The following is a 21,638-nucleotide window of genomic DNA, read 5'->3' on the forward strand; positions in this document are numbered from 1 at the left end:
TACAATTGTTGCTAACGATATTAAAGCAATACGAGCATAGCGGATTACCCTATGATATTGGAATTTGCACAAAGCACATGCAAGTTGTCTCATTATTGAGTTACCTTAATAGTTTTTCTGGTATTAAAATTCCTTGATTGCCGGATAGTTAACCATAGGCTGCCAACCTACGGAATTGACCAATAAACAGTGAACCAGTTAGCAATGAGAAAACTTTTCGCATTACTCCTAATAACATTTATTTCGAGCTGCAACGATGACGATGATGTCGTAATGTTACCCACCTTATCTACTTTAGAAATTTCTCAACTTACAAAGACCTCTGCTTCGTCGGGGGGTGACATTACATCTGATGGAGGAGGAACAATTATCAATCGAGGCCTGTGTTATAACACGTCAACTAACCCGACTACTGAAAATTTTGTGGTACCAAATGCCGGTGGAGCAGGGAGCTTTATTGGACAAATGACCGGACTAAATGAAGGCACAACGTATTATGTCCGAGCATATGCCGTCAACAGCGCTGGGACTGCGTATGGAAATGAAATAAGTTTTATTACAATAGCATCAACTGCACCCATACTTACGACAGTTGAAGTGTCTTTAATTACTCATACAACTTTTACATCGGGAGGGTCGATAAGTGCCGATGGGGGACTTCCCATAACAGCAGCTGGTATTTGCTACAGCACGTCACCAACTCCTACCCTGAACGATGAAGTCGTGAACGGAGATGGTCTGATCAATTTTACGGCGAACGCATCGGGCCTGGTGGCCGGCACAACTTATTATGTTCGCGCTTTTGCGACGAACGCTGTAGGAACTTCTTACGGAAATGAGCTAACGTTCAGCACATTGCCAGCGACCCTACCGATTCTTTCAACACGGAATGTAACGCTTGTCACCGCTTCTTCGGCCTCTTCCGGAGGTGAAATTACATCTGATGGTGGAGCATTAATAACAGATAGAGGAATATGCTGGAGTACCATGGCTAATCCAACAGTAAATGATAGTAAAATAAGTCAGGGAAGTGGAACCGGACAGTTTGAAGGTCAACTTACCGGTCTCGCAAAAACGACAACCTATTATGTGCGAGCCTACGCCACTAACAGTGTCGGTACAGCATATGGATCTGAAATGAGCTTTAACACTTTATCAATCGCTATCGGAGATACATATCAGGGTGGGATAATCTTTTATATTGATCCGTCCGGCAATCATGGATTGATTGTAGCAGATAATGATTTCGCTACCAGTATGCCGTGGGGTTGCCAAAATGTGTCAATCAGCACGAGCAATGCCGTGGGCAGCGGAAGTCAAAATACCACAAATATCTTAGCGGGTTGTACTGCGGCAGGTATTGCAGCTAAAGAATGCAGCGACTTAACCATGAATGGTTACGATGACTGGTTCTTACCCGCTATCGATGAGTTGCAATTGATTGATGAGAACCTGATCGTCCATGGTGTGGGAAATTTCGTGGAAAATCAAAGTTATTGGAGTTCAACGCAGCAAGTCGATTTTACCGCTTATGCATGGGATGTCCGTCACCGTAGCGCTTTCAATTCACAAAAAAGCTGGGTCTTTATGGTTAGACCTGTCAGAGCTTTTTAATTTTAATTTCCATCAAAGACATAACAACGATTTAGAGAGTTAAGCGATTCTTTAGGATTTCCTGTTTCACTTTGTTACTCGAATGAGTCCGCACGGGAGATAACTTCCTCGAACTCGAGGAACCTGTTTTCGGCAAAAGCATGCTTCATGACTCCCTCGGCCAGTATCCATCGGGTTGCACGCAGCACATTGTATTCGGTTTGCCGCGAGCGATTTCAACCTTGTCACCAACAATCCACGCAAACCGGTCAAAAATTTTTCTGAACTCAGGAAGTAATAGTGGGATACTCGCTGGGAATTTTTTTTAAGTCTGACCGCAAGTGCAACAAACAAGACATATTTAACGATCCTCAAATCGACTCAGCCGCTAGGATTCGACCTGCATTTAGCGCAATTTGATGTTTGATAAACCCTATACATGAACAAGATGAAATTCAATAGAATCCTGAAGTATACTTTGTTGCTTTTAGCGATGGGTGTAAGCTCGATAAGCATCGCGCAAACCAGTGCTGGAGTAAAAGGAATACGGTTGATCAACGCTTATGATGCCTTCGGAAAACAAAATCCATCGCTCACGCAGGATTTTGGATTTTCATGTGTCGTAGAATATAATGGTAAAATAATTTTGTTTGATGCCGGTACAAACACTCAATTATTTGAGCAGAATGTAAAGGCACTTAAAATTGATCTGCGTAAAATAGATGTTGCTGTCCTGTCTCATGGGCACTATGACCATATGGGCGGCCTCGATTATCTCATCAGTGTCAATCCCAATGTTAAAATCTATTTGCCTTACGATTTCTTTTCTCTTGGTGCTCCTACCAAGTTTCCTTTTAAGGAGGACGAACCTGCGATAGCGAAAACACTGGGAAAAGACGAACAATATTTCCGCGGAGAAAAAGTGATTGAAGGAATGGTGACTGTCCCTACAGGAAGGTTTTCGAAAGGGAACGTGGAATATCTGCGTGAAGCGAAAGAAGTTCTCCCCGGCCTCCAACTGGTTCCTACAACATCCACGCTCATGGGGACGTACATAAAATATCCACCCTTTGAAGACAACCCTCAATTGATTGGAATGCCAGAGTTATCAGCTTCATTTCAAACCGAAAGCGGCCAGGTTATCATTGCAGGATGTTCACACAGTACCATAGAATCCATTATTCAGGCGGTCGTAAAAGTTAACAACAGTAAAATATATTTGGTTGGCGGCGGATTCCATCTTATTCCTTATAAACGAGATTATATTGAAGGTCTGGCCCAACGTATGAAAGATGTTTATAAAGTCAAACAAGTAGCGCCAGCACACTGCACAGGCCATCTGGGATTTTCTGTGTTTCAAAAGATCTTTGGAGACGGATACAAATTCTTCGGCCTGGGCGAAACTATCGATTTATGATCGTGAGGACTCGTATGGTGAAACAAGTAATCACATCATCAAATCACTTGTTCTTTTCTATGTCTCTTATTCTAAAATTGTTGTGCACGTGTTGGGTGCTCAACCCTTGCTTTGGCGTGACGAGTTTTTAATGTGAACTCCTCCTTGTAAAAGACGCCCCTCGCTTCGGTTTTATTTTTGGAGAAGATAGGCATAACGTTAGAAGTCAATAAAAAAATTGAAGCGAAGATTCAAGCAGTAGCCTCACGCTTGTTGTCGATTTACCTGTTTTAAGGTATGGTACATTAGCCGGGTATTCCCGTCTTTTACAAACCAATGTTCATATTTACCTAAACCGCAACGCACACCTTCAAAAAACCTTCCCATGAAAATTGCTTTCACCCCTACTTCTTCAATCACAACCGTACTTCTTATGCGTTTCTTTCTGTTTTGTGTGTTCCTTTTCCTGGCTATAATTTCGGCTTTTGGGCAGGATCCTGTGTTTGCATGGAGAAAGGTCCTTCACACTGGCGAGCGCGTTGATATTACGACCGATGGAGCAAGTAACGTGTACGCTACCGGATGGGTCAGATCGGGGCGCCGGATTGACTTACAACTTGCCAAATTCAGCTCAGGGGGCGCAGATAAATGGTTCAGGTTCTATAGCCACCCCGACGGTGATGCGATGCCTGTTGCGATGGTTCAGGACAGCCAAGCAAATACTTATGTCGTGGGTAACGTATGGCCGGAAGCACCAGCTTTCCTGGGCGAAAATTATACAGTGTTATTGAAATTTGACTCTGCCGGCCGGCTACTTTGGGATAGGTTCTATAATGTTTCAGACTTCAGTGATGAGGCTCGATCTATTGCCATAGATGAACGCACCAATGAGGTAGTAATCGCCGGCACTTCCAATTCAAGGACATGGGATGATTTTAAATATTTTGCCGTTAAATACAACGCGATGGGTACTCAATTATGGGTTAACACCGGTCCGGGAAGTTCAAGAGACCTCGTGGTGGACAACAGCGGCAACATTTATGTCGCTTGTACTACACCTCACCCAACGTTCGCTGCTGCGAAAGATTGGACAACCCTAAAAGTTAGTCCTGGAGGCGCAGAAGTATGGAGGTCACGTTTTAATCATGGTCTCTACAGGGGAACTTCGGCCACCGCGGGCGAAGCTTCAAACATCACGCTCGACGAATCTGGTGATGTATACATTGTAGGAAAAGATATGCTGTTTATGTCTGTTGTCAAACAAAGCAGGACTGATGGCGCCATTCAATGGTCGAGGCACGAGCCCCTCGTAGCAGGTGACCTAAATACAAAGTTCCCAAAGATCGCTGTCTATAATTCAAACAATGTTTATGTTGCATATCCTAAATCGGATGTCGCTACGGCTGACGTTATCAGATTTGATTATTTAGGAAGTAAAAGGTGGCATCAAGCATATACACATCCGCGACATGAGAATATTCGGACCAATGATATTACACTTGACGCAACAGGAAATGTTTATGTCGCTATAGCTTCAAGGGCGGACGATGTCCCATTATCTAGTATACTTAAGTACGATGATGAAGGAAATTTAAAATGGGTGATTAGTCCTCCCGATGAACCGGTGGCAATGATTGTAAAGGCCGTTCATGTTGACGCCAGCAATAACGTGTACTTTGCTGGAAGTCGGAAGGATGCCACTGTCAGTGAATCACTGGAAATGGCTGTGAAATATACGCAGCCGTCTTCATCAAGTATGGGTGTGGTACCTGAAGCATTCGAGCCGTTTGACAATTTCGACTTTTCGGCTTACCACAATGAACGTGAATGGTGCTGGACCGATTTCCTGATCGACTGGAAACTAAATCCTATTTGTTTGATACCACCAATTTGTCCGACACCAAGGGTCTCAGCTTCGCTGTGGTTACAAGGTGAGCTTAGTTGGACAAAGCAGTTCGAACAGCCTTTTCAAATGTCACTGCCCGATTTTAAAGAACCGCAGCTTTTTACGCTTGCATTGGACGTAAATCAAAAACCACAAGATGTTATTGTGCTCGACGACAATCTGGTAAGCAGTGGATTTTCATCTGTTTCGCTTTCTGCCCACCCTACAGAAAAAATGTTAAGCATGAAAGTCGAAACCATCAACGGAGTATCTCTTCCTTTTTCAATGACACTTTTTAACAAGAGCGGCGCACCAATATGGCGCAAAGAATTTATGGGGCCGATATCAGAAGAAATCAACGAATTTATGAACGAACCCGTTTCGACCATTAAATTGTCTGCCATCGAAAAAGACATGCAATTAAGTTTTTATCCCAATCCGTTTTCTGAGGAGCTAACGGTGTCCATAGACGAAAAAGTAAAATTGCCTGCCCAGGTAAGCGTGTTGTCTATGCAGGGGAAACAGGTGCATCAACAAACCATCGAAGAACCTGGAAGTGTCGTTGTAAATCTAAAAGGTCAGAAGTCAGGGCTATATATACTGAGCTTAAAAACGCAGGATGGCGAGGTAAAAGAATTGATTGAGCTAAAGTGAATTTTTTAGTTTAGGCTTCTGCGAGATATTGTTCTTTGATCGGTAGTTGATGGGAAACGCTCGCGCCCCTCAACGGCTACCTTGCGCCATTGACTAAGGGTATAACTTTGGTACCCACCAGTTCAATTGATTTCATCAACTGTAAACTCGTCAACCCGGCGTTATCCATCTGAAAGGTAAAACGATCGATACCACCTAATGCGTTGCTGTGATGAATTAATTTTTCAGCGACGACCGTCGGACTGCCAAGTACCAATACCCCTTGTGGGCCAATGAGAGAATTAAAATGATCTTTTGTTACCGGGGGCCAGCCTCTTTCACGTCCAATCTTAGTCCAAAGTTCGGCATAACCTGGATAATAATCCGCAACAGCTTGCTCGTCAGTATCGGCAACATATCCCGGCGAGTGCAGTCCAACCTTTAGTTGATCGAGGGAAAAGCCAGCTTTGAGACCAGCTTCGCGATAGGCATCGATCAGCGGGCGAAATCTGGCCGTACGTCCTCCGATGATAGCGACCATTAAAGGAAGGCCAAGTGTTCCAGCCCGGACGAACGATGCCGGTGTTCCCCCTACCCCCAGCCATACCGGTAGCTTCTTTTGCACAGCCCTTGGATAAACAGGGAGGTTGTTCATCGCCGGGCGAAATTTTCCAGACCACGTAACGAACTCATTGTCGCGAATCTTTAGAAGCAAGTCGAGCTTTTCCTGAAAGAGAGCGTCATAGTCATCCAGACTGAATCCAAAAAGCGGGTAGGCTTCAACGGAAGAACCTCGTCCCACTACGAGTTCGGCCCTACCTTTAGAAACGAGGTCTAGTGTAGCAAAATTTTGGTATACGCGCACGGGATCGGCAGTACTAAGAACGCTAACCGCACTCGTAAGCCGGATGCGTTTTGTGCGACCTGCCGCAGCCGCCAATATCACTGCTGTAGCAGAATCCAGAAACTCTTTCCTATGGTGTTCGCCTATACCAAAAACATCAAGTCCGGCTTCATCGGCAAAAACAATCCGCTCAAGCAATTGCTCCATCGCATCCGTGCTGCTGAGTTCATGATTGCCGTACATCGCGGAGGCAAAACTATCTATTCCGATTTCCATATCATGTGGATCTATTCAATCTTACTTGTAACGAAATTAAAAAACTTGAGGCCTAAGAGTTTGCGTAGTATATTTTTTAAGCTATCTATTGATTTCGATTTTTGTCCGGGAGTGTATTTTCATAAACCTGAATAGAATCAGCGTTAACACCAAATATCAGCCAGTCATTGATTTCGACGGAACTTCTTACGTCGCCTTTCAATTTTAATCCGGATTGTGGCTGGGATATATATTCAAACCCGCATTTTCCATTTCCCAGGAAAAGCATTCCGTGGTTGGCGTCATACCTTCCGAACAGTACGCGCGTCTGAGTGAGATTGCCTGTAAGGATGATGTCGTCAAATCCATCTTTGTTTGCGTCTGTTTTTAATATTGAAAACACCGGGGAGAACTGCGCCTGAATAGGCAGGTCGATCATTGTCAGTTTTCCTCCCTCATTTTTCAAGACTACGCTCTGAAGTTTATTCGCAAAAAGAACGGGCACACTGTCTTTATTGTTCTCGGGTAAAATATTTTCTATTGTTGTTTTTCCATAATCCTTATAGTAAAATATTTTTTTCCGTAATGATGGAATTTGCGAAATCAAATCATCGAGGTATGGAGCGGGATAGCTTATACCATTGATGTAATAGGTAAGGATGGGATCGACGGAACCGTTCTTGTCGATGTCACTGTAATACAATCTTGATGGTGTTCGTTCATCTGCTTTAATCTGCGCATTGACACCGAGGTTACCCACTATGAAGTCCAAATCTCCATCGTTATCAAAATCTGCGGGAAGTATTTTGTTCCACCATCCGTTACTTGGTTGTGTTACAAATTCCTTCGTACGTTCTGCAAACTTTCCAGAGTCATTAATGAAAACCGTTATTGGTGTCCATTCTCCTGCCATAATCAGATCTTGCCATTGGTCGCCATTAAGATCGGCAACGGCGGCATCCGAAATCATTCCCAGAGAATTTCCATTAACAAAATTCTTTGAGACATCTTTCATTATACCTTTGCCATCATTTTCAAGTAAAAAGCTTGGAGGCGTCATGGGATAACTTCCTGATATCAGACGGCCGCCGACGAACAAGTCAATATCGCCATCGTTATCAAAATCAATTGGCTTGACACAAGACTTGGCCACCTTCATTTCAGGCAAGCTCTTACGCTTCATAAAGTTGCCTCTCCCATCGTTGATATATAATCTGTCTTGAAGCGCTTCGTCGCCGGGAACAAATTCATATCCTCCGCTCACCACGTACAGATCCTGGTCACCATCTTTATCACAATCAAAAAATAAAGCGTCTACATCTTCACTATGTAAATCCGACTCAAATGCCTTCGATGGCAACATCTGAAACGAACCACGGGTTGTCTGCTTAAATAATTTGCTTGGATATCCCTTCGCCCCTCCGACAAAAAGATCCTCCAGTCCGTCGCCATTCACATCAGCCTTTGCCATACAGGGTCCGAACCGGGAAAGAAAATGAGGCAGGAGTGCCTGTACTTTAAAGTCGTTGAACTCATTCTCTTTATAAAAAGCTGAGATCTTATCCTCCACTGGAGTGAAGAAAGGTACGACCGGTCTCTCATCGGCAATGACGCCATTCGCATCTTTTGTCACTGTAGTGATAGTATTGATAGCCACAGATTCAATTTTCTGATGCTTCCCATCAGGCCATACTACAACAATCGAGTCGACCTTTGTCCTTGTCCCCAGTCCGAAATGTATCACGTCATCTACTGAAGACTCGTATCCCCGCGACATGAAATGCTCCCGATAGACATTCAGATCACCTGAATACATATATACTTTGGCACCAATAGCCTGGACGTTAGGCGAAGCTCCTTTCAGCTGCACTTTGACGTAGTTGTTTTTTAACAGACGTTCACTATTGTTACAATATATCGATGCGAAATCATTGACGTTGTTAACAATCAAATCCAGGTCGCCATCGTTGTCAAGGTCGGCATAAGAGGCTCCGGATGAAATATTTTTCTTTTCCATACCCCATTCCACGACTTTCGATGTGAACGTGAGATCACCGTTATTTCTGAAAATAAAATTATTGAGTTCGGAAGATGGCATTTTTGCAATGAGATCAAGAATAGGAAGTTCTTTTCCCGTTACCTGGACTTGGTTCTGATAATCGACCATGAATTTCATGAAGTCCATATTCGTATAGTCGCGAACATAACCATTGGTAACAAACAGATCCTTGTTACCATCACTGTCAAAATCAGCAAACAAAGGCGACCAGCTCCAATCGGTGTTTGAAATACCGGACAGACTTCCGATCTCGCTGAAAGTACCATCACCATTGTTGAGATGGAACATATTGCGCATGTATTGCCAGTAGAATCCCGCATCATTGAGGATTTTGAACTTATCGAAGTTCTCAGCACCTGCGGTCATTTTCAATCTCATATTATCGGGCGGCAGCATATCGAGTGTCATCAAATCAGTATAACCATCGTTGTTTACATCTTCCATATCGGATCCCATCGAGAACAAAGACACGTGATCCATTCGCTTTTCCAATTCGTTTTTAAAAGTGCCGTCCTGCTGGTTGATGTACAAATAGTCCTGCTCTTTAAAATCGTTTGAGACATACACGTCCGGCCATCCGTCACTGTTCACATCTCCCACTGCTACACCTAATCCGAAGCTGATAAAATTCGAAGCAATCCCGGCTTTTTCACTGACATCAACAAAAACGTTGTTATTGTTTTGGTACAGCTTGCTTCCAAAATTTTTATCGATCCGGTTCCTAAGCCTGGTAAATTCATTGTCGACCGGAAAGTAGTGTATAGAATGATTGAGCAGGAACATATCCAGATCACCATCTCGATCATAATCGAAAAAAGTGGCGTGCGTTGAATAGCCGGAATCATCGAGACCAAAAGACGCTGCTTGCTCGGCGAAAGTATTATTGTGATTGTTAATGTAGAGAAGATTTTTTCTGTTTTCAGGATTTGAGTCTCCGGAACGACAAATGTAAATATCCTTCCACCCATCGTTGTTGATATCAACGAGTACAACTCCTGTGCTCCAGCCTTTCTGATCTTCAAGGCCTGAAGCGCTAGTGACATCCTCAAACTTAAGTTTTCCTTTGTTGATGTACAGTTTGTTTCCTGTTTGATTTCCTGTAAAAACCAAATCTGCCAGCCCATCATTATTCAAATCGCCGGCAGCCACTCCTCCACCGTTGTAGAAGTAGATGTAGCTTAGCACATTTTTTTCGTTCGTTTCGACAAGGTCATTTCTAAATTTAATTCCAGTATCGTCCGGACTAACCTCTGAAAACAGCGTTTTATTTTCCGGCGTGCAGGAAAAAAGCAGGTATAAAATTGTTACAATGAGTGTGTAATAAGGCTTGTTTTTCATCATGCGATGTAACTTTTAATAATTCATGATGACAAGTGATTTTCCAAAAGCTTGTATCTATCCTTGAGCGCATTAGAAGATGTACTATCCCTTGCTAACCGCAAAGCGTGTTTCAATTCATTGACTGTACTGCTGTCCATCCACGACCTATTTCGCATCACGGAATGATGAATACTGTCAACCATTCTCTCCATATCTTTCTCAGCAAACTCCGACACATAGCTTTGGGGTTGCAAATAATTATGCAGGCATTCAAGATAAGCCCGCTTAATGGAGGGATAGCCATATTGTAATGCGATATCGGCAGGATCGTCAGATTTATTTATCTCATGAGCCAAACTTAGGGCGGCCTCTGTCAGCCGGAGATTAAATATTTGGATATCAATTATTTCACGATTGTAGTAATTTTGCTTAAGGGTTGGAATTGTGTAGACATCAATCCAGTAGTCATAAACGACACCGAACTCGGAGATCAGCTGAGCCTTCTCACTTAGCGTAATTGTGGTGTCCTTCAGAAACGACAGATATTCAAGGCTCAGCATGTGTTCAAAAAGCAATCCGGATTTTCCACTTCCTTTAACAGGTAATTGAGTTGGTTTTTCCCATTTTATTCTGGTCAGCACGTTGCGGGCTTGTGTGTAGTCCGTCATATCCCATTTCTTTTTCTCATCTGGCATACCGAGTTCCTTATACGCATCAATCGATAAAGAATTGTCCGACCTTTTATCTGTACACGAAAAAATAAAGACGAGAAAAAATACAATGGGAAAGGTATCTTTTACAAAGCGCGATTTCATTAATAGGTAATCCGATTTCTATACAGGCAATAATAAAAAAAAAACACCGACCACCAGGTCAAGGCAGTCGGTGTTTTAAATTCAATTCAGCAAAAATTAGAAGTTAGGTCCTCCTGTATCCCACCACAGGCGGGTACTGATGAGATCCGGGCCGCCAAGCTTTGCTGTTGCATCTGCAACTCCAGCCGGATTGTTTTCTCGTTCGGCGTTTATAAATGGCATCCTTCTGAGAAAGTCATTTGCAGGTATAATACCCCACGTTGCATCGCTGTCATTTTTAGAGACATAAGGAAGTTTAGGATAACCGGTTCTACGGTGATCTACCCAGATTTCAAGCGTATTATGCACGCTGGATATCCATTTCTGGGTAAGAATCTTATCAAGCTTAACTTCATTGCTTGCCGCTTCATCCCACTTTACAGTAACCGTCATCCGGTTCGCGAAATTATTTCTGGGATCTTTTGGATCAATATAGTTAAGCGGTAAATCCGTGTCGTTTTGTAGATAGTCATCTACACCGCCGGTACCCCATTCTGTAAATGATGCCCGAATACCATTCTCATAGTTTTCCTGCGCAGATCCGGCGCCTGCCCATCCCCTTAAAGAGGCTTCAGCAAGTGTAAAGAGCACATCGCTCGGCATCAGCATTCTGCGCTTGCCGCCAGCGTTGTTTCCTGCAGGGTCAAATTGCGCATCCAGATTTGAGTAAGTAAGTCTGTCATCTTTTGCTACAAGGTAAGCACCGCTTTGAATTCCTTTATAGGGAAAATTCGGATGATCAGCGTAAAGCGTGTTGTCCGTAGCAGGATCAAAGAATTTTTCCACCCGGGGATCATTGTATCCACCCAGTACAGATTCCATTGCAGCACCCATGCGCGTATCGCCCCAGCCGAAAGCAATCCGTCCTGGCTTGAAAGGTCCGCCATATAATGAAAGATACCAACCATCTGCCATTGAGGTGATCAAACCTCCGGGATCGCTGATCGCTTTTTCACCTTGTGTTTTGGCAAGGTCAGGTTTTACTTTTGAAAGGCGCATCGCCAGGATCAAGCGCCAGCTGTTAGCTACTTTTATCCATTTGCTCACGTTGCCACCATAGCTTGCGTCGAACTTGCCGAGTCCCGCATACGCCTTATCAGCGTTGAGAACTGCAATAATTTCATCCAGCTCAGCAAACCATGTATTGTAAAGTGTTTCTTCACTATCATATTTGATGGACTGTGAGGTCGACCCATATTCTGAATAGATGATAGGGCCATGGTACGCGGATAAACGCGAAGCACCGATAACCCTGATCAATTTCGCCCAGGCCGCAAATATGTCGTAACCGCCTTCTTCGGCGATCTCAATAACCTGTCTGGCTGGTCCCATAATATTGTTGTATACGCCGTTCCAGTATGGATCCCCCCAGGTAACATAGTACGTGGTATTATTCCGGTTACTCACAAAAGGTGTTGGCGTTCCCAGATGTCCAACAAATGACTCATGGGCAAGATTGTCAGCAATCTGATCCTGGAAGATATTGTCCAACATCGTAGGATAGAACGCCCCGACGTGATTGAAGTCTTGCTCCAGCGATTCATCCGTTATTTCATAAGGATTTCTATTCGTGCTCTCAAAATTATCGGTGCAGGCACTCAATAGTAGTACAAACACCGTCGACAGGGTATACCCTATATATTTTTTCTTTTTCATAAACTCTCTATCAGAAGGTGACCTTTAAATTTAAACCCATTGTGCGTGTAGCTGGCAGGTTGAAGTTATCCAGCGACTGGCTGTTCCTGTCAGTGCTCATTGTCAATTCAGGGTCGAATGGGGCCTCCATATGGAAGATGAACAAGTTCTGACCCACCAGTGATGCAGTTAAGCCCTTCACAAACTTTCCATTCATAGGGAAATTGTAAGAAAGCGCAAGCTGCGTAAGTCTGATGTTCGTACGATCGTAGACATATGCTTCACCGATTCCGTTCCGGTCGCCAATGGCACGGTACCATGTCTCAGCGTCCACCGTACTGACTGGAGTTCCAGCTTGCACAGCGTTGACTGTCACACCATCTGCATCGCGGGCATCTGCTGTCCGCTTGCTAACTCCTGCGCCATCCAGCATAGACTCAGTCTGGCTGAATGTAACCCCTCCAAATTTTCCATTGACCATAAAGTTCAAAGAGAAATTGCCATAAGTCAGCGTATTGCTCCATCCCAAGATCCAGTCCGGATTCAGATTTCCTGCGTACTCAACAAGTGCTGTTTTCAACGGCGCACCAGTACCTCCTAACATGATGCGTCCCTGATCATCACGCTGATATTTGTAGACGTAAACATCATTGATAGATCCACCAGCTTCGAACCGCGAGTAATAACCTTCAGATTCACCTGTTGTAATAGGCGCTGTGAGGTTCGGATGGGTTTCAACCACCTCGTTGATATTCTTTGAAAAGTTAACAGCAGTCTTCCATGAAAACGTTTCATTATAAACAGGCGTAGCGTCAACTGTGATCTCAACACCCTTGTTTACAATTTTACCAGCGTTTACATAATACTTCTCAAATCCAGAACCGGAAGGTGCATTTAGTTCAATGTACTGATCCGTGCTGGTGATATGGTAATACGTGAAATCCAGGCCTAGATTGTCGTCAAAAAAGCGCAGATTAGTTCCAAGCTCTACACTCTTGATCATTTCCGGCTTTAAGGTAGCAAACGCTGCTTTGGTATTGCGCTTAACGCCGCCACTGGCAAGAATCTCGTGGCCCGGGTTCACAAGGTTAAATGGAACCTCGTTACCAACTGACGAATAAGATGCACGAACCTTTGCAAAGCTGAAGAACGTTGGCATGGTAATCATTTCACTGATAATACCGGTCATACCCACTGAAGGATAGAAATAAGAATCGTTTCCTGTGCCAGCAAGGCTCGATGCCCAGTCATTTCTGCCGGAAATATCCAGGTACAACAATTCCTTAAAGCCGATCGTCGCGTTTGCAAATACAGCCTGTTTGATCAAACGGCTCGCCAACGTGGACTTAACACGTACGTTGGTTTGAAGATTTCCAAAATGAAACTCATTTGGATAGAACAAACCATTATTCGCGTCGCCTTCTACTTGCACGCCATCGCCGTATACGGTTTTCTGATAACTTGTTCCACCGACCAAATTAAAATCAAAGTCACCGGCCTTTTTATTATACTTTAAAATCGCATCGGTGTACGTTAGCTGATCAGTGTATTTATGATATTGCCATGAGCCGTTAGGGTGAACGTTGGTAGTATTAGACGTAGCGGAATGTTGTTGATCAAAAGACTTGATCGCATAATCAATATTTCCGCGTACTGATAAACTCAAGTTTTCCGTGAACGCATAGTTTAAGTCAAGACTGGAAATAACGCGGTTGGTTAAATCCTTCCTTGGCTCACGATTAATGATCCAGTAGGGGTTTGACTGATGATGATCAGTAACAAACCAATTCATTGCATACAGGTTTCGCGTATCATCAAAGGTTTGATAATTTTCCTTATATAAAGAAAAATCGCGTTCGCGAGGGAACATATACAAACCGGTGAGTGGGTTCAGATAGTATCCTGCAGGCATTCTATTTTTTGAACGCTCAGCGGAAAGCATTGCATTTGAAGAGATCGTCAACTTGTCGTTGAATAGTTTGGTGGACTGCTTGAACGTAAAGTTGTTTCTGTCATACGTGTTCGTTGGTGTAATCCCTCTGGCTGAAACATTACCATACGAAAAATACACGTTTGTCTTACCTGTTCCGCCACTCACGGCAAGCGAATTGATAACATTCGTTCCTGTTTGAAACCAGTCATCCACATAATTGCTGGCATAGTTGCCAGGTGTGGTTGACCAGCTTTCTTTTTCAGTACCGCTTTTTGAACCGTATTTAAATTGAAGTTCAGGTTTCTTCAACACCGTCTCGATTGTTACACCGGTATTGAATTCAACTTTAGCTGCTCCCTCTTTTCCTTTTTTGGTGGTGATCACGACCACACCGTTGGCACCCTGACTTCCATACAGCGCTGCGGCATTGGACCCTCTCAGCACCGTCATGCTTTCAATGTCATCCGGATTGATCTGGCTCATACCATCGCCACGATCGGTTCCACCCCACATTCCTGGTTGGGTACCTGTGTTGTTCGCCATAGGAATACCGTCAATCACGAACAAAGGCTGGCTGCCGCCACTCATGGACTTATTTCCACGCAAAACAATTTTGGTAGAACCACCTGGGCCAGAGCTACTCTTTTTAATATCCACCCCTGCTGCACGCCCCGAAAGGCTGTTCAGAATGTTGATATCGCGAGCTTGCACGAGGTCACTTCCATCAACGCTTTGTTGCGCATAAGACAACGATTTTGCTTCGCGTTGAATACCAAGTGCTGTCACAACAACTTCACTCAATTGTTGAGTGTCTTCACTCATGCTTACATCCAGAGTGGTCTGACTTCCTACTGGAATTTCCTGGGTTGTGAAACCGATGAAAGACAATACAAGCGTCGCGTTGTCGCTTGGTACACCAATTGTAAATTTTCCATCAGCATCTGTTGACGTTCCGGTGTTAGTGCCTTTTACAACAACGGAAACACCTGGAAGTGCTGCTCCATCCGACGATTGTGTGACTCTCCCCGTCACGGTGTGCTGCGCCACGGCGCTCGCCCACGATATCAGGAAGATGATCATGAATCCTGGTAAACGTTTTTTCATTTGGGTTTTGATGTTTAGGTTAATAATGAATTATTGAACTGCTGGTTGTAGTTAAGATGATCTTGTGAGGCGCTTCACGTTTGCTCGGTTATTTGTCATCGGTAAAAAAACGCCCGCACTTGTCCACCCTTGCGGATGTAAGGCCATCTTATCACTAAAGCTAGAAGAAGCGTTAATAAAAAGCAAACGAATTTATGCAATTGTAACCGCACACAATGCGTGTGTGTACGCACACGAGCTGATAATCAATTAGTCACTTCGCAGGAAAAATTATCCCCTTTAATTCCGGCGTTAATGCGTACGGCCAAGGGCAAAAACGCGTGCTTGTGAACCCTTAATCGCCTCAGGATTCGTTACAATCGTTATCGATACCCAACGGCGCTCTTCTCCTACTGCTAGCAGAAATGAATCGCTTACATGTATAAAAAAATTCTGCCACTCTTTGTTCAAGGTCAAAACAAGATTATTAGCCTAACGAATAAATTTTATCGCTTCTTCCATCATGATGGTTTATATTTTAACACGACCACACAAAAAAGGTGTTGGAGAATAACTACAACGGACCTCTTTTTAGAAGAGTGGCACTCATCAGGTACACGCAAATCAATTGAAGTTCATTTTGTAAGAAATGAAGACCGAGTGACTTGGGGTGAGCTGCTCTGGTTTCGTTGCAAACGCATTAACATAAAACTTCATACTTTTGGCTAGACAGAAAACAAAAGCGACATGAAAACGATGACTTGTAAACAACTGGGCGGCGCCTGCAACCAAACATTTAGTGCCAATACGTTTGATGAGATCGCCATGATGGTGAGTAAGCACGCACGTGAGATGGTGCAACAAGGCGACGCAGCGCACATCGCTGCCATGAATGAAATGCGCAGTACCATGACTTCTCCTGAAGCAACCAATGCCTGGATGAATGAAAAAAGAAATGCATTTAACAGCTTACCAAACGATGGTAACTAAATAAACCGCCTGGCACTTTTAGCACTATTTGCAATTGGATTGTTAGCTTCTAAGATTGACAGTATAGTATCCCTTTATCAAATTTGTGATGATGGAATCATTTCATTCACTCACCCTGCCCTATATGCACAAAGGTTCCGTAGGCAGGCGGCGAGGTTTTTCAGTTTATCCGCCTTAATTATCTTGAATCCGTGCAGCATAAACTAAGACAACACATTGAGGAAATCGTTAAACTCAACGACCAGGAATTTGACTACATATTTGCTCATTTCGCTTCCAAACATTATAAACGAAGAGAATCTATCTTTCAACAAGGAGACGACGTACCCTATGTTTATTTTGTTGTGTCAGGTCTTATCATGCTTACATACGATGATGGTTCAGGAAAACAACACGTAGTTTCCTTTGCTATGGAAGACTGGTGGGAAACGGATTATTATGCTTTTTATGCTGGCGCTAAAGCAACAATGTCATTGCGTTGTCTTGAAGATACCGAAGTGTTGTGTCTTTCGCTTCAAGGTTATCAGACATTGTGTGCTAAACTTCACAAGATGGAGCATTTATTTCTTGAAAAAGCAAACCGCGGCCATATAGCGGCTCAGCAGCGAATATTGTCTTTCATCACCTCTAACGCAAAAGAGCGCTATGAGAAATTACTTAAGCAGCATCCCACCCTATTTCAACGTGTGCCCAAAACGTTGCTTGCATCATACTTAGGGGTTTCGCGCGAAACGTTGAGCAGGTTGTCTTCCTAACCTTTGCCATGTGATGTTCGTCACAGATTTTAAATTGTGATATTTATCACACAACAGGAGTATTTCTTCTTTACAACTTTGCCCCAGCAACAGTAAAAAGATGCAACTAAAAAAGGCGCCTGTTAATGGCTTTTAATGTCCTAGGTATGTCCACCAACAAAACAACAAAATCGAATGGAGAAACGAATTATTAATCCCTGGAAATGGCAAGATGCCCGCAGCTACGTACAAGCGGTTGAAGTGCAAAATGTAACGGGTACGCTATATGTGTCGGGACAGACCGCAATCCACCCTGATGGAAAATCAAGTGATGCGGATATGAAAACACAATTGATGCTTGCGATTGAGAATCTTGAAAAAGTTATTCTGGAAGCTGGCTACAATCCGAAAAACATGGTACGGTTGAATATTTATACCACTTCCTCAGCAGCGCTTTGGCCTCACTTCAACATCCTTCAAGAATGGATTGCAAAGCATGACATGAAACAGGCTTTGACGTTCTTGGAAGTTAAAAGTCTCTTCGAAACGTTGTCAGTCGAATTGGAAGCAACAGTGGTAAAATGATAACGCCCTACTCCCTTTCGAGCAAATACCAATACGCGACGCGGGTACCCGGATACTGAGAATTAAAAGCAAAAAACTTTAGATGAACTTATAACCCATGATGCGACGTCCTTGATCTTTAATAAGCAGCTTAACAATTCGCCTGGAACAATGTTGTCTTTATTACCGTGATGTAAATAGCTTGTGCTTAGTGCAGAATAATTTCACAGTACTGAAGTATGACGAGGCAAATATTTAACAGAACCATTCCTGTCGACGGGGTAGAAATTTTCTATCGAGAGGCCGGGGATCGGACAAAGCCATGCTTATTGCTGCTTCATGGCTTCCCGTCATCATCCGTTATTTTTAAGAATCTGATGCTTTTACTTTCAGATAAATTTTACCTCGTCGCTCCCGATTATCCGGGCTTTGGCTTTAGCGCCTTTCCGAGCGCTAACGATTTAAATATACATTTGAAAATATTGCCGTACACATCCACAGGTTTACGGAAGCGATAGATTTAAAATTTTTCAGCATTTATCTCCATGATTACGGTTGCCCTATTGGCCTTCGGATATGTTTGAACCAGCCTGAAAAGATTGAAAAGCTAATTGTTCAAAATGGTAATGCTTATATGGAGGGTATTGGCCCCGAATGGGATGAAACACGGGATTATTGGGAGCATCCTACCGAGGAAAAGAAACAGCGTGTTGCAGCATTCTTAAGTAAGGATGGGATTAAGATGCAGTACACGGCCGGGTTATCCAATGAACTACTCGCGCGTGTTAGTCCTGAACTTTGGATCTTCGATTGGGACCGCATGAGCAGGCCAGGCAATATTGATATGCAATTTGAGCTGAACTGCGATTATAAAAGCAATCTTGAAATGTATCCGGCATTCCAAAAATATTTCCGCACTTACCAGCCTCCCGCGTTAATTATCTGGGGAAGGCATGACGCATTTTTCAGTGTGAAAGAAGCCAATTGTTATAAGCGAGACTTGCCGAATGCTCAAGTACACATTCTGGACGGTGGTCACCATGCGCTGGAAACCAATTTCGGAGAGGTATCGAATCTCGTAAGTAACTTTTTGCTATAGGCTAAATGTTGAATTTCTGAAGTGCTAAACGCACCTTGCAGTTTATCGTAGCATTTCCTTTAAACACAGCTACTGCTATGGAAAACACAACAATTAAACAACGCGTTTTAGACCTTTTCAATGGCGCGGATGAACGCAATTGGGAAAAAGTGAAGATGGCCTTTGCTGAAAATGTTCTTCTTGATTATTCATCGCTCTCCGGGAACCCTGCTTCGGTCCAACCATCGGTTCAAATTATTGATGCCTGGAAATCCTTTTTGCCTGGCTTTGATCGGACACATCATCAGCTTTCTGATTTTACCATTCAGGATAATGATGGGCATGCCACCGCTACCTTTAAAGGCAAGGCCGACCATTTTATCGGTAACGACAGCTGGACCGTCGAAGGCCGTTATCATGCGGATCTGAAAAATCTGCACGGAAGCTGGTTTATAACTATGCTTAAATTTGAATTAGAAAAACAGAGCGGCAATAACCAGCTTCCCGGCATGGCTGTACAAAATGTTCGGGAAAAGAAATAGCAGCAAAGCAGCGATGCTAAACAGGGTTATGGTCGGCGCCGTTTCAATCTTTTAACAAGCGTGATGTTACGTCCGAAAAACTTTGCGGCGCTATAGATGTAATTTTATGTGTCTAGTCAAAAGCTTGTTTCTGCGTTAACAACATCGCAAGTTTACAAATCCACATCCGGGTTCGTGGGTTATCACGATCATACTTTTTCAGCGAATGTTTTATTCACTACGTAACGATAAAACATGATAACAACACTACGCGCATCTATTACCTCATTTGAGATACAGAAACCCTCAATTTGACTACATCTGTCATATAGCAGATCCAGACCTTTGTTGCATCAGGAATTTAAACATAAAATCATGACGCATCAAAACGACAACACAAGTGCAAATAAAGTATGGTTCATCACGGGTGCTTCCCGCGGCTTTGGACGCGTTTGGACAGATGCCGCCCTTAAGCGTGGGGACAAGGTAGCAGCGACAGCCCGGACGTTGTCAAGCATCGCCGACTTCAAGGAAAAATACGGCACAAACGTTCTAACGCTGGAACTAGACGTCACCAAGCCAGATCAAGTAAAAACTGCCATCACGAAAGCACACGCTCACTTTGGACGACTTGATATCGTTCTCAATAATGCTGCCTATGGACTTATCGCTACTATTGAGGAAGCCAGCGCAGACGATATCCGCGCACTATACGAGACAAATATTATCGGTTCGGTTTCTGTGATTCAAGCAGCGCTACCGTTATTGAGAAAGCAGGGCTGGGGACACATCCTTGGAATATCAAGTAACGTCGGTCATGTAACACTGCCGGTGATCGGCTATTACGCTTCTTCTAAATGGGCGTTTGAGGCAATTCACGAAAGCCTGGCCGCAGAGGTTCAATCCTTCGGAATCAAAGTAACGATCATAGAACCTGGTGCGTACGCCACGGAGTTTGGCAGTCCGGACTCATTAAAATTTGCATCGGGTCTCGCCATCTACGAGGAATTTAAAACACAATTTCTCAACGGGCTACAAACCATGGAACGAGGCGATCCTGCCGCCACGCCCGGAGCGATTTTCAAAATTGTCGATGCAGAGAATCCACCGCTTCGATTTTTTCTGGGAAGTAACAGTTTACCCTGGGTGCGCTCCACCTATGCTGAACGGCTGGCAACCTGGGAAGCATGGGAATCCGTATCGATTGAAGCACAGGGAAACCTAGTCAAGAACAATCAATTTTAATATCCAATAACTAAAAACAATATAATTCGGCTACCATCGTCTTATATTTTAACTATGAAGAAGGTAGAAAATATCCCTCACAAATTTGATTCTTTATCCGACGTACACCGGGCATTCGGTTTACCCAAACCATTGCATCCGCTGCTAAGTCTGATAGATCACGCGGATGTTTCATTTCCCATGAATAGGTTTCCGCATCCCCATGTGTTGACTTTCTATAAGATATCGTATAAACCAAAACTTAGTGCGAAAATAAGATATGGTCAGGATTACTATGATTTTGATGAGGGCGGCTTATTGTTTGCCGCTCCCGGCCAGGTGATCGGCAATGATGCAAACGATGCTACGCCATGCTCGTTGTATACATTGCTGATTCATCCTGATTTCCTGTGGAATCATCCGCTGGCAAGAAAAATAAAACAGTATGGCTTTTTTTCTTACTCAGCTAATGAGGCATTGCATTTGTCGGAACAGGAAAAAGCCACGATCATTTCTATTTTTAAAATAATCGGGGAAGAGTTGAAAAGCAGGATCGACGATTTTACCCAGGATGTAATTATTTCTCAAATTGAGTTATTGCTAAACTACAGCAATCGGTTTTACAAGCGTCAGTTCATTACCCGAAAAACGGTCAATAGCGATCTGTTACAAAAACTCGAAGAAATTTTAGATGGACATTTCAATGATGAAAAATCATTGCGGGCAGGTTTACCAACCGTGCAATCCCTTGCCGAAACTTTAAACATTTCGCCAAGCTATTTGAGCGATATGCTGCGTGCGCTAACAGGACAGAATACGCAACAGCACATTCACGACAAATTAATTGAGAAAGCGAAAGAAAAATTATCAGGCACCAGCTTAACGGTAAGTGAAGTTGCATATGCATTGGGTTTTGAACATCCCCAATCTTTCAGCAAATTCTTCAAGACAAAAACAAATCTTTCGCCCTTGGAATTTAGACGATCTTTTAATTGATCAGCTTGGATACTCTAACACAAGGAGATTCACAAGTGATG

Annotated in this window: 16 protein-coding genes; 11 read left to right on the top strand and 5 right to left on the bottom strand. The window is 43.5% G+C overall.

Annotated elements, in window-relative coordinates; genetic code table 11:
* The first annotated feature begins 204 nt into the window (after nt 1–204).
* The 3 genes from P2W71_RS13305 to P2W71_RS13315 all read left to right on the top strand — a co-directional run bounded on the left by P2W71_RS13305 (nt 205) and on the right by P2W71_RS13315 (nt 5,528).
* Entirely contained in the window at nt 205–1,614 is a 1,410-nt protein-coding gene (locus P2W71_RS13305; protein ID WP_276371750.1) for a DUF1566 domain-containing protein, read from the top strand.
* Between the two features lie 418 nt (nt 1,615–2,032).
* Complete coding sequence (locus P2W71_RS13310; RefSeq protein ID WP_276371751.1) at nt 2,033–3,010, top strand: MBL fold metallo-hydrolase; 978 nt, start codon at nt 2,033–2,035, stop codon at nt 3,008–3,010.
* Between the two features lie 364 nt (nt 3,011–3,374).
* On the top strand, nt 3,375–5,528 hold the full coding sequence (locus P2W71_RS13315) for a T9SS type A sorting domain-containing protein (RefSeq protein WP_276371752.1): 2,154 nt from the start codon (nt 3,375–3,377) through the stop codon (nt 5,526–5,528).
* A 76-nt stretch (nt 5,529–5,604) separates the two neighbouring features.
* On the opposite strand, the gene P2W71_RS13320 is transcribed toward P2W71_RS13315, so the two are convergent.
* The 5 genes from P2W71_RS13320 to P2W71_RS13340 form a co-directional block, all read right to left on the bottom strand.
* The gene (locus P2W71_RS13320; protein WP_276371753.1) at nt 5,605–6,627 is read right to left on the bottom strand and encodes an LLM class flavin-dependent oxidoreductase; all 1,023 of its coding nucleotides are present in this window, start codon (nt 6,625–6,627) and stop codon (nt 5,605–5,607) included.
* A gap of 85 nt (nt 6,628–6,712) precedes the next feature.
* Nucleotides 6,713–10,006, bottom strand: a complete 3,294-nt coding sequence (locus P2W71_RS13325; RefSeq protein ID WP_276371754.1) for a VCBS repeat-containing protein — start codon at nt 10,004–10,006, stop codon at nt 6,713–6,715.
* Nucleotides 10,007–10,026: 20 nt separating this feature from the next.
* Complete coding sequence (locus P2W71_RS13330) at nt 10,027–10,800, bottom strand: hypothetical protein (protein WP_276371755.1); 774 nt, start codon at nt 10,798–10,800, stop codon at nt 10,027–10,029.
* A gap of 96 nt (nt 10,801–10,896) precedes the next feature.
* Entirely contained in the window at nt 10,897–12,495 is a 1,599-nt protein-coding gene (locus P2W71_RS13335; protein ID WP_276371756.1) for a SusD/RagB family nutrient-binding outer membrane lipoprotein, read from the bottom strand.
* Between the two features lie 10 nt (nt 12,496–12,505).
* A complete protein-coding gene (locus tag P2W71_RS13340) occupies nt 12,506–15,511 on the bottom strand; it encodes a SusC/RagA family TonB-linked outer membrane protein (protein ID WP_276371757.1) in 3,006 nt (1,001 codons plus the stop codon).
* Between the two features lie 726 nt (nt 15,512–16,237).
* Between P2W71_RS13340 and P2W71_RS13345 the strand changes: the two genes are divergently transcribed.
* The 8 genes from P2W71_RS13345 (at nt 16,238) to P2W71_RS13380 (ending at nt 21,597) form a co-directional block, all read left to right on the top strand.
* Complete coding sequence (locus P2W71_RS13345) at nt 16,238–16,480, top strand: DUF1059 domain-containing protein (protein ID WP_276371758.1); 243 nt, start codon at nt 16,238–16,240, stop codon at nt 16,478–16,480.
* Between the two features lie 191 nt (nt 16,481–16,671).
* A complete protein-coding gene (locus tag P2W71_RS13350) occupies nt 16,672–17,235 on the top strand; it encodes a Crp/Fnr family transcriptional regulator (RefSeq protein WP_276371759.1) in 564 nt (187 codons plus the stop codon).
* A 174-nt stretch (nt 17,236–17,409) separates the two neighbouring features.
* Complete coding sequence (locus tag P2W71_RS13355; RefSeq protein ID WP_276371760.1) at nt 17,410–17,799, top strand: RidA family protein; 390 nt, start codon at nt 17,410–17,412, stop codon at nt 17,797–17,799.
* Nucleotides 17,800–18,017: 218 nt separating this feature from the next.
* The gene (locus P2W71_RS13360; RefSeq protein ID WP_276371761.1) at nt 18,018–18,296 is read left to right on the top strand and encodes an alpha/beta fold hydrolase; all 279 of its coding nucleotides are present in this window, start codon (nt 18,018–18,020) and stop codon (nt 18,294–18,296) included.
* Complete coding sequence (locus P2W71_RS13365) at nt 18,293–18,877, top strand: alpha/beta hydrolase (protein ID WP_346659960.1); 585 nt, start codon at nt 18,293–18,295, stop codon at nt 18,875–18,877. The genes P2W71_RS13360 and P2W71_RS13365 overlap by 4 nt, the downstream gene beginning before the upstream one ends.
* A gap of 77 nt (nt 18,878–18,954) precedes the next feature.
* Nucleotides 18,955–19,398 carry a nuclear transport factor 2 family protein gene (locus P2W71_RS13370; protein WP_276371763.1) on the top strand — a complete coding sequence of 148 codons (444 nt, stop codon included), beginning with the start codon at nt 18,955–18,957 and terminating at the stop codon, nt 19,396–19,398.
* A gap of 354 nt (nt 19,399–19,752) precedes the next feature.
* Nucleotides 19,753–20,622, top strand: coding sequence for an SDR family NAD(P)-dependent oxidoreductase (locus P2W71_RS13375; RefSeq protein ID WP_276371764.1), 870 nt, complete (start codon nt 19,753–19,755; stop codon nt 20,620–20,622).
* Nucleotides 20,623–20,676: 54 nt separating this feature from the next.
* Nucleotides 20,677–21,597, top strand: a complete 921-nt coding sequence (locus tag P2W71_RS13380) for an AraC family transcriptional regulator (protein WP_276371765.1) — start codon at nt 20,677–20,679, stop codon at nt 21,595–21,597.
* Nucleotides 21,598–21,638 lie beyond the last annotated feature (41 nt).

It is taken from the genome of Chryseolinea sp. H1M3-3, from assembly GCF_029360725.1.
In the GTDB taxonomy this organism is placed as follows: Bacteria; Bacteroidota; Bacteroidia; order Cytophagales; family Cyclobacteriaceae; genus Chryseolinea.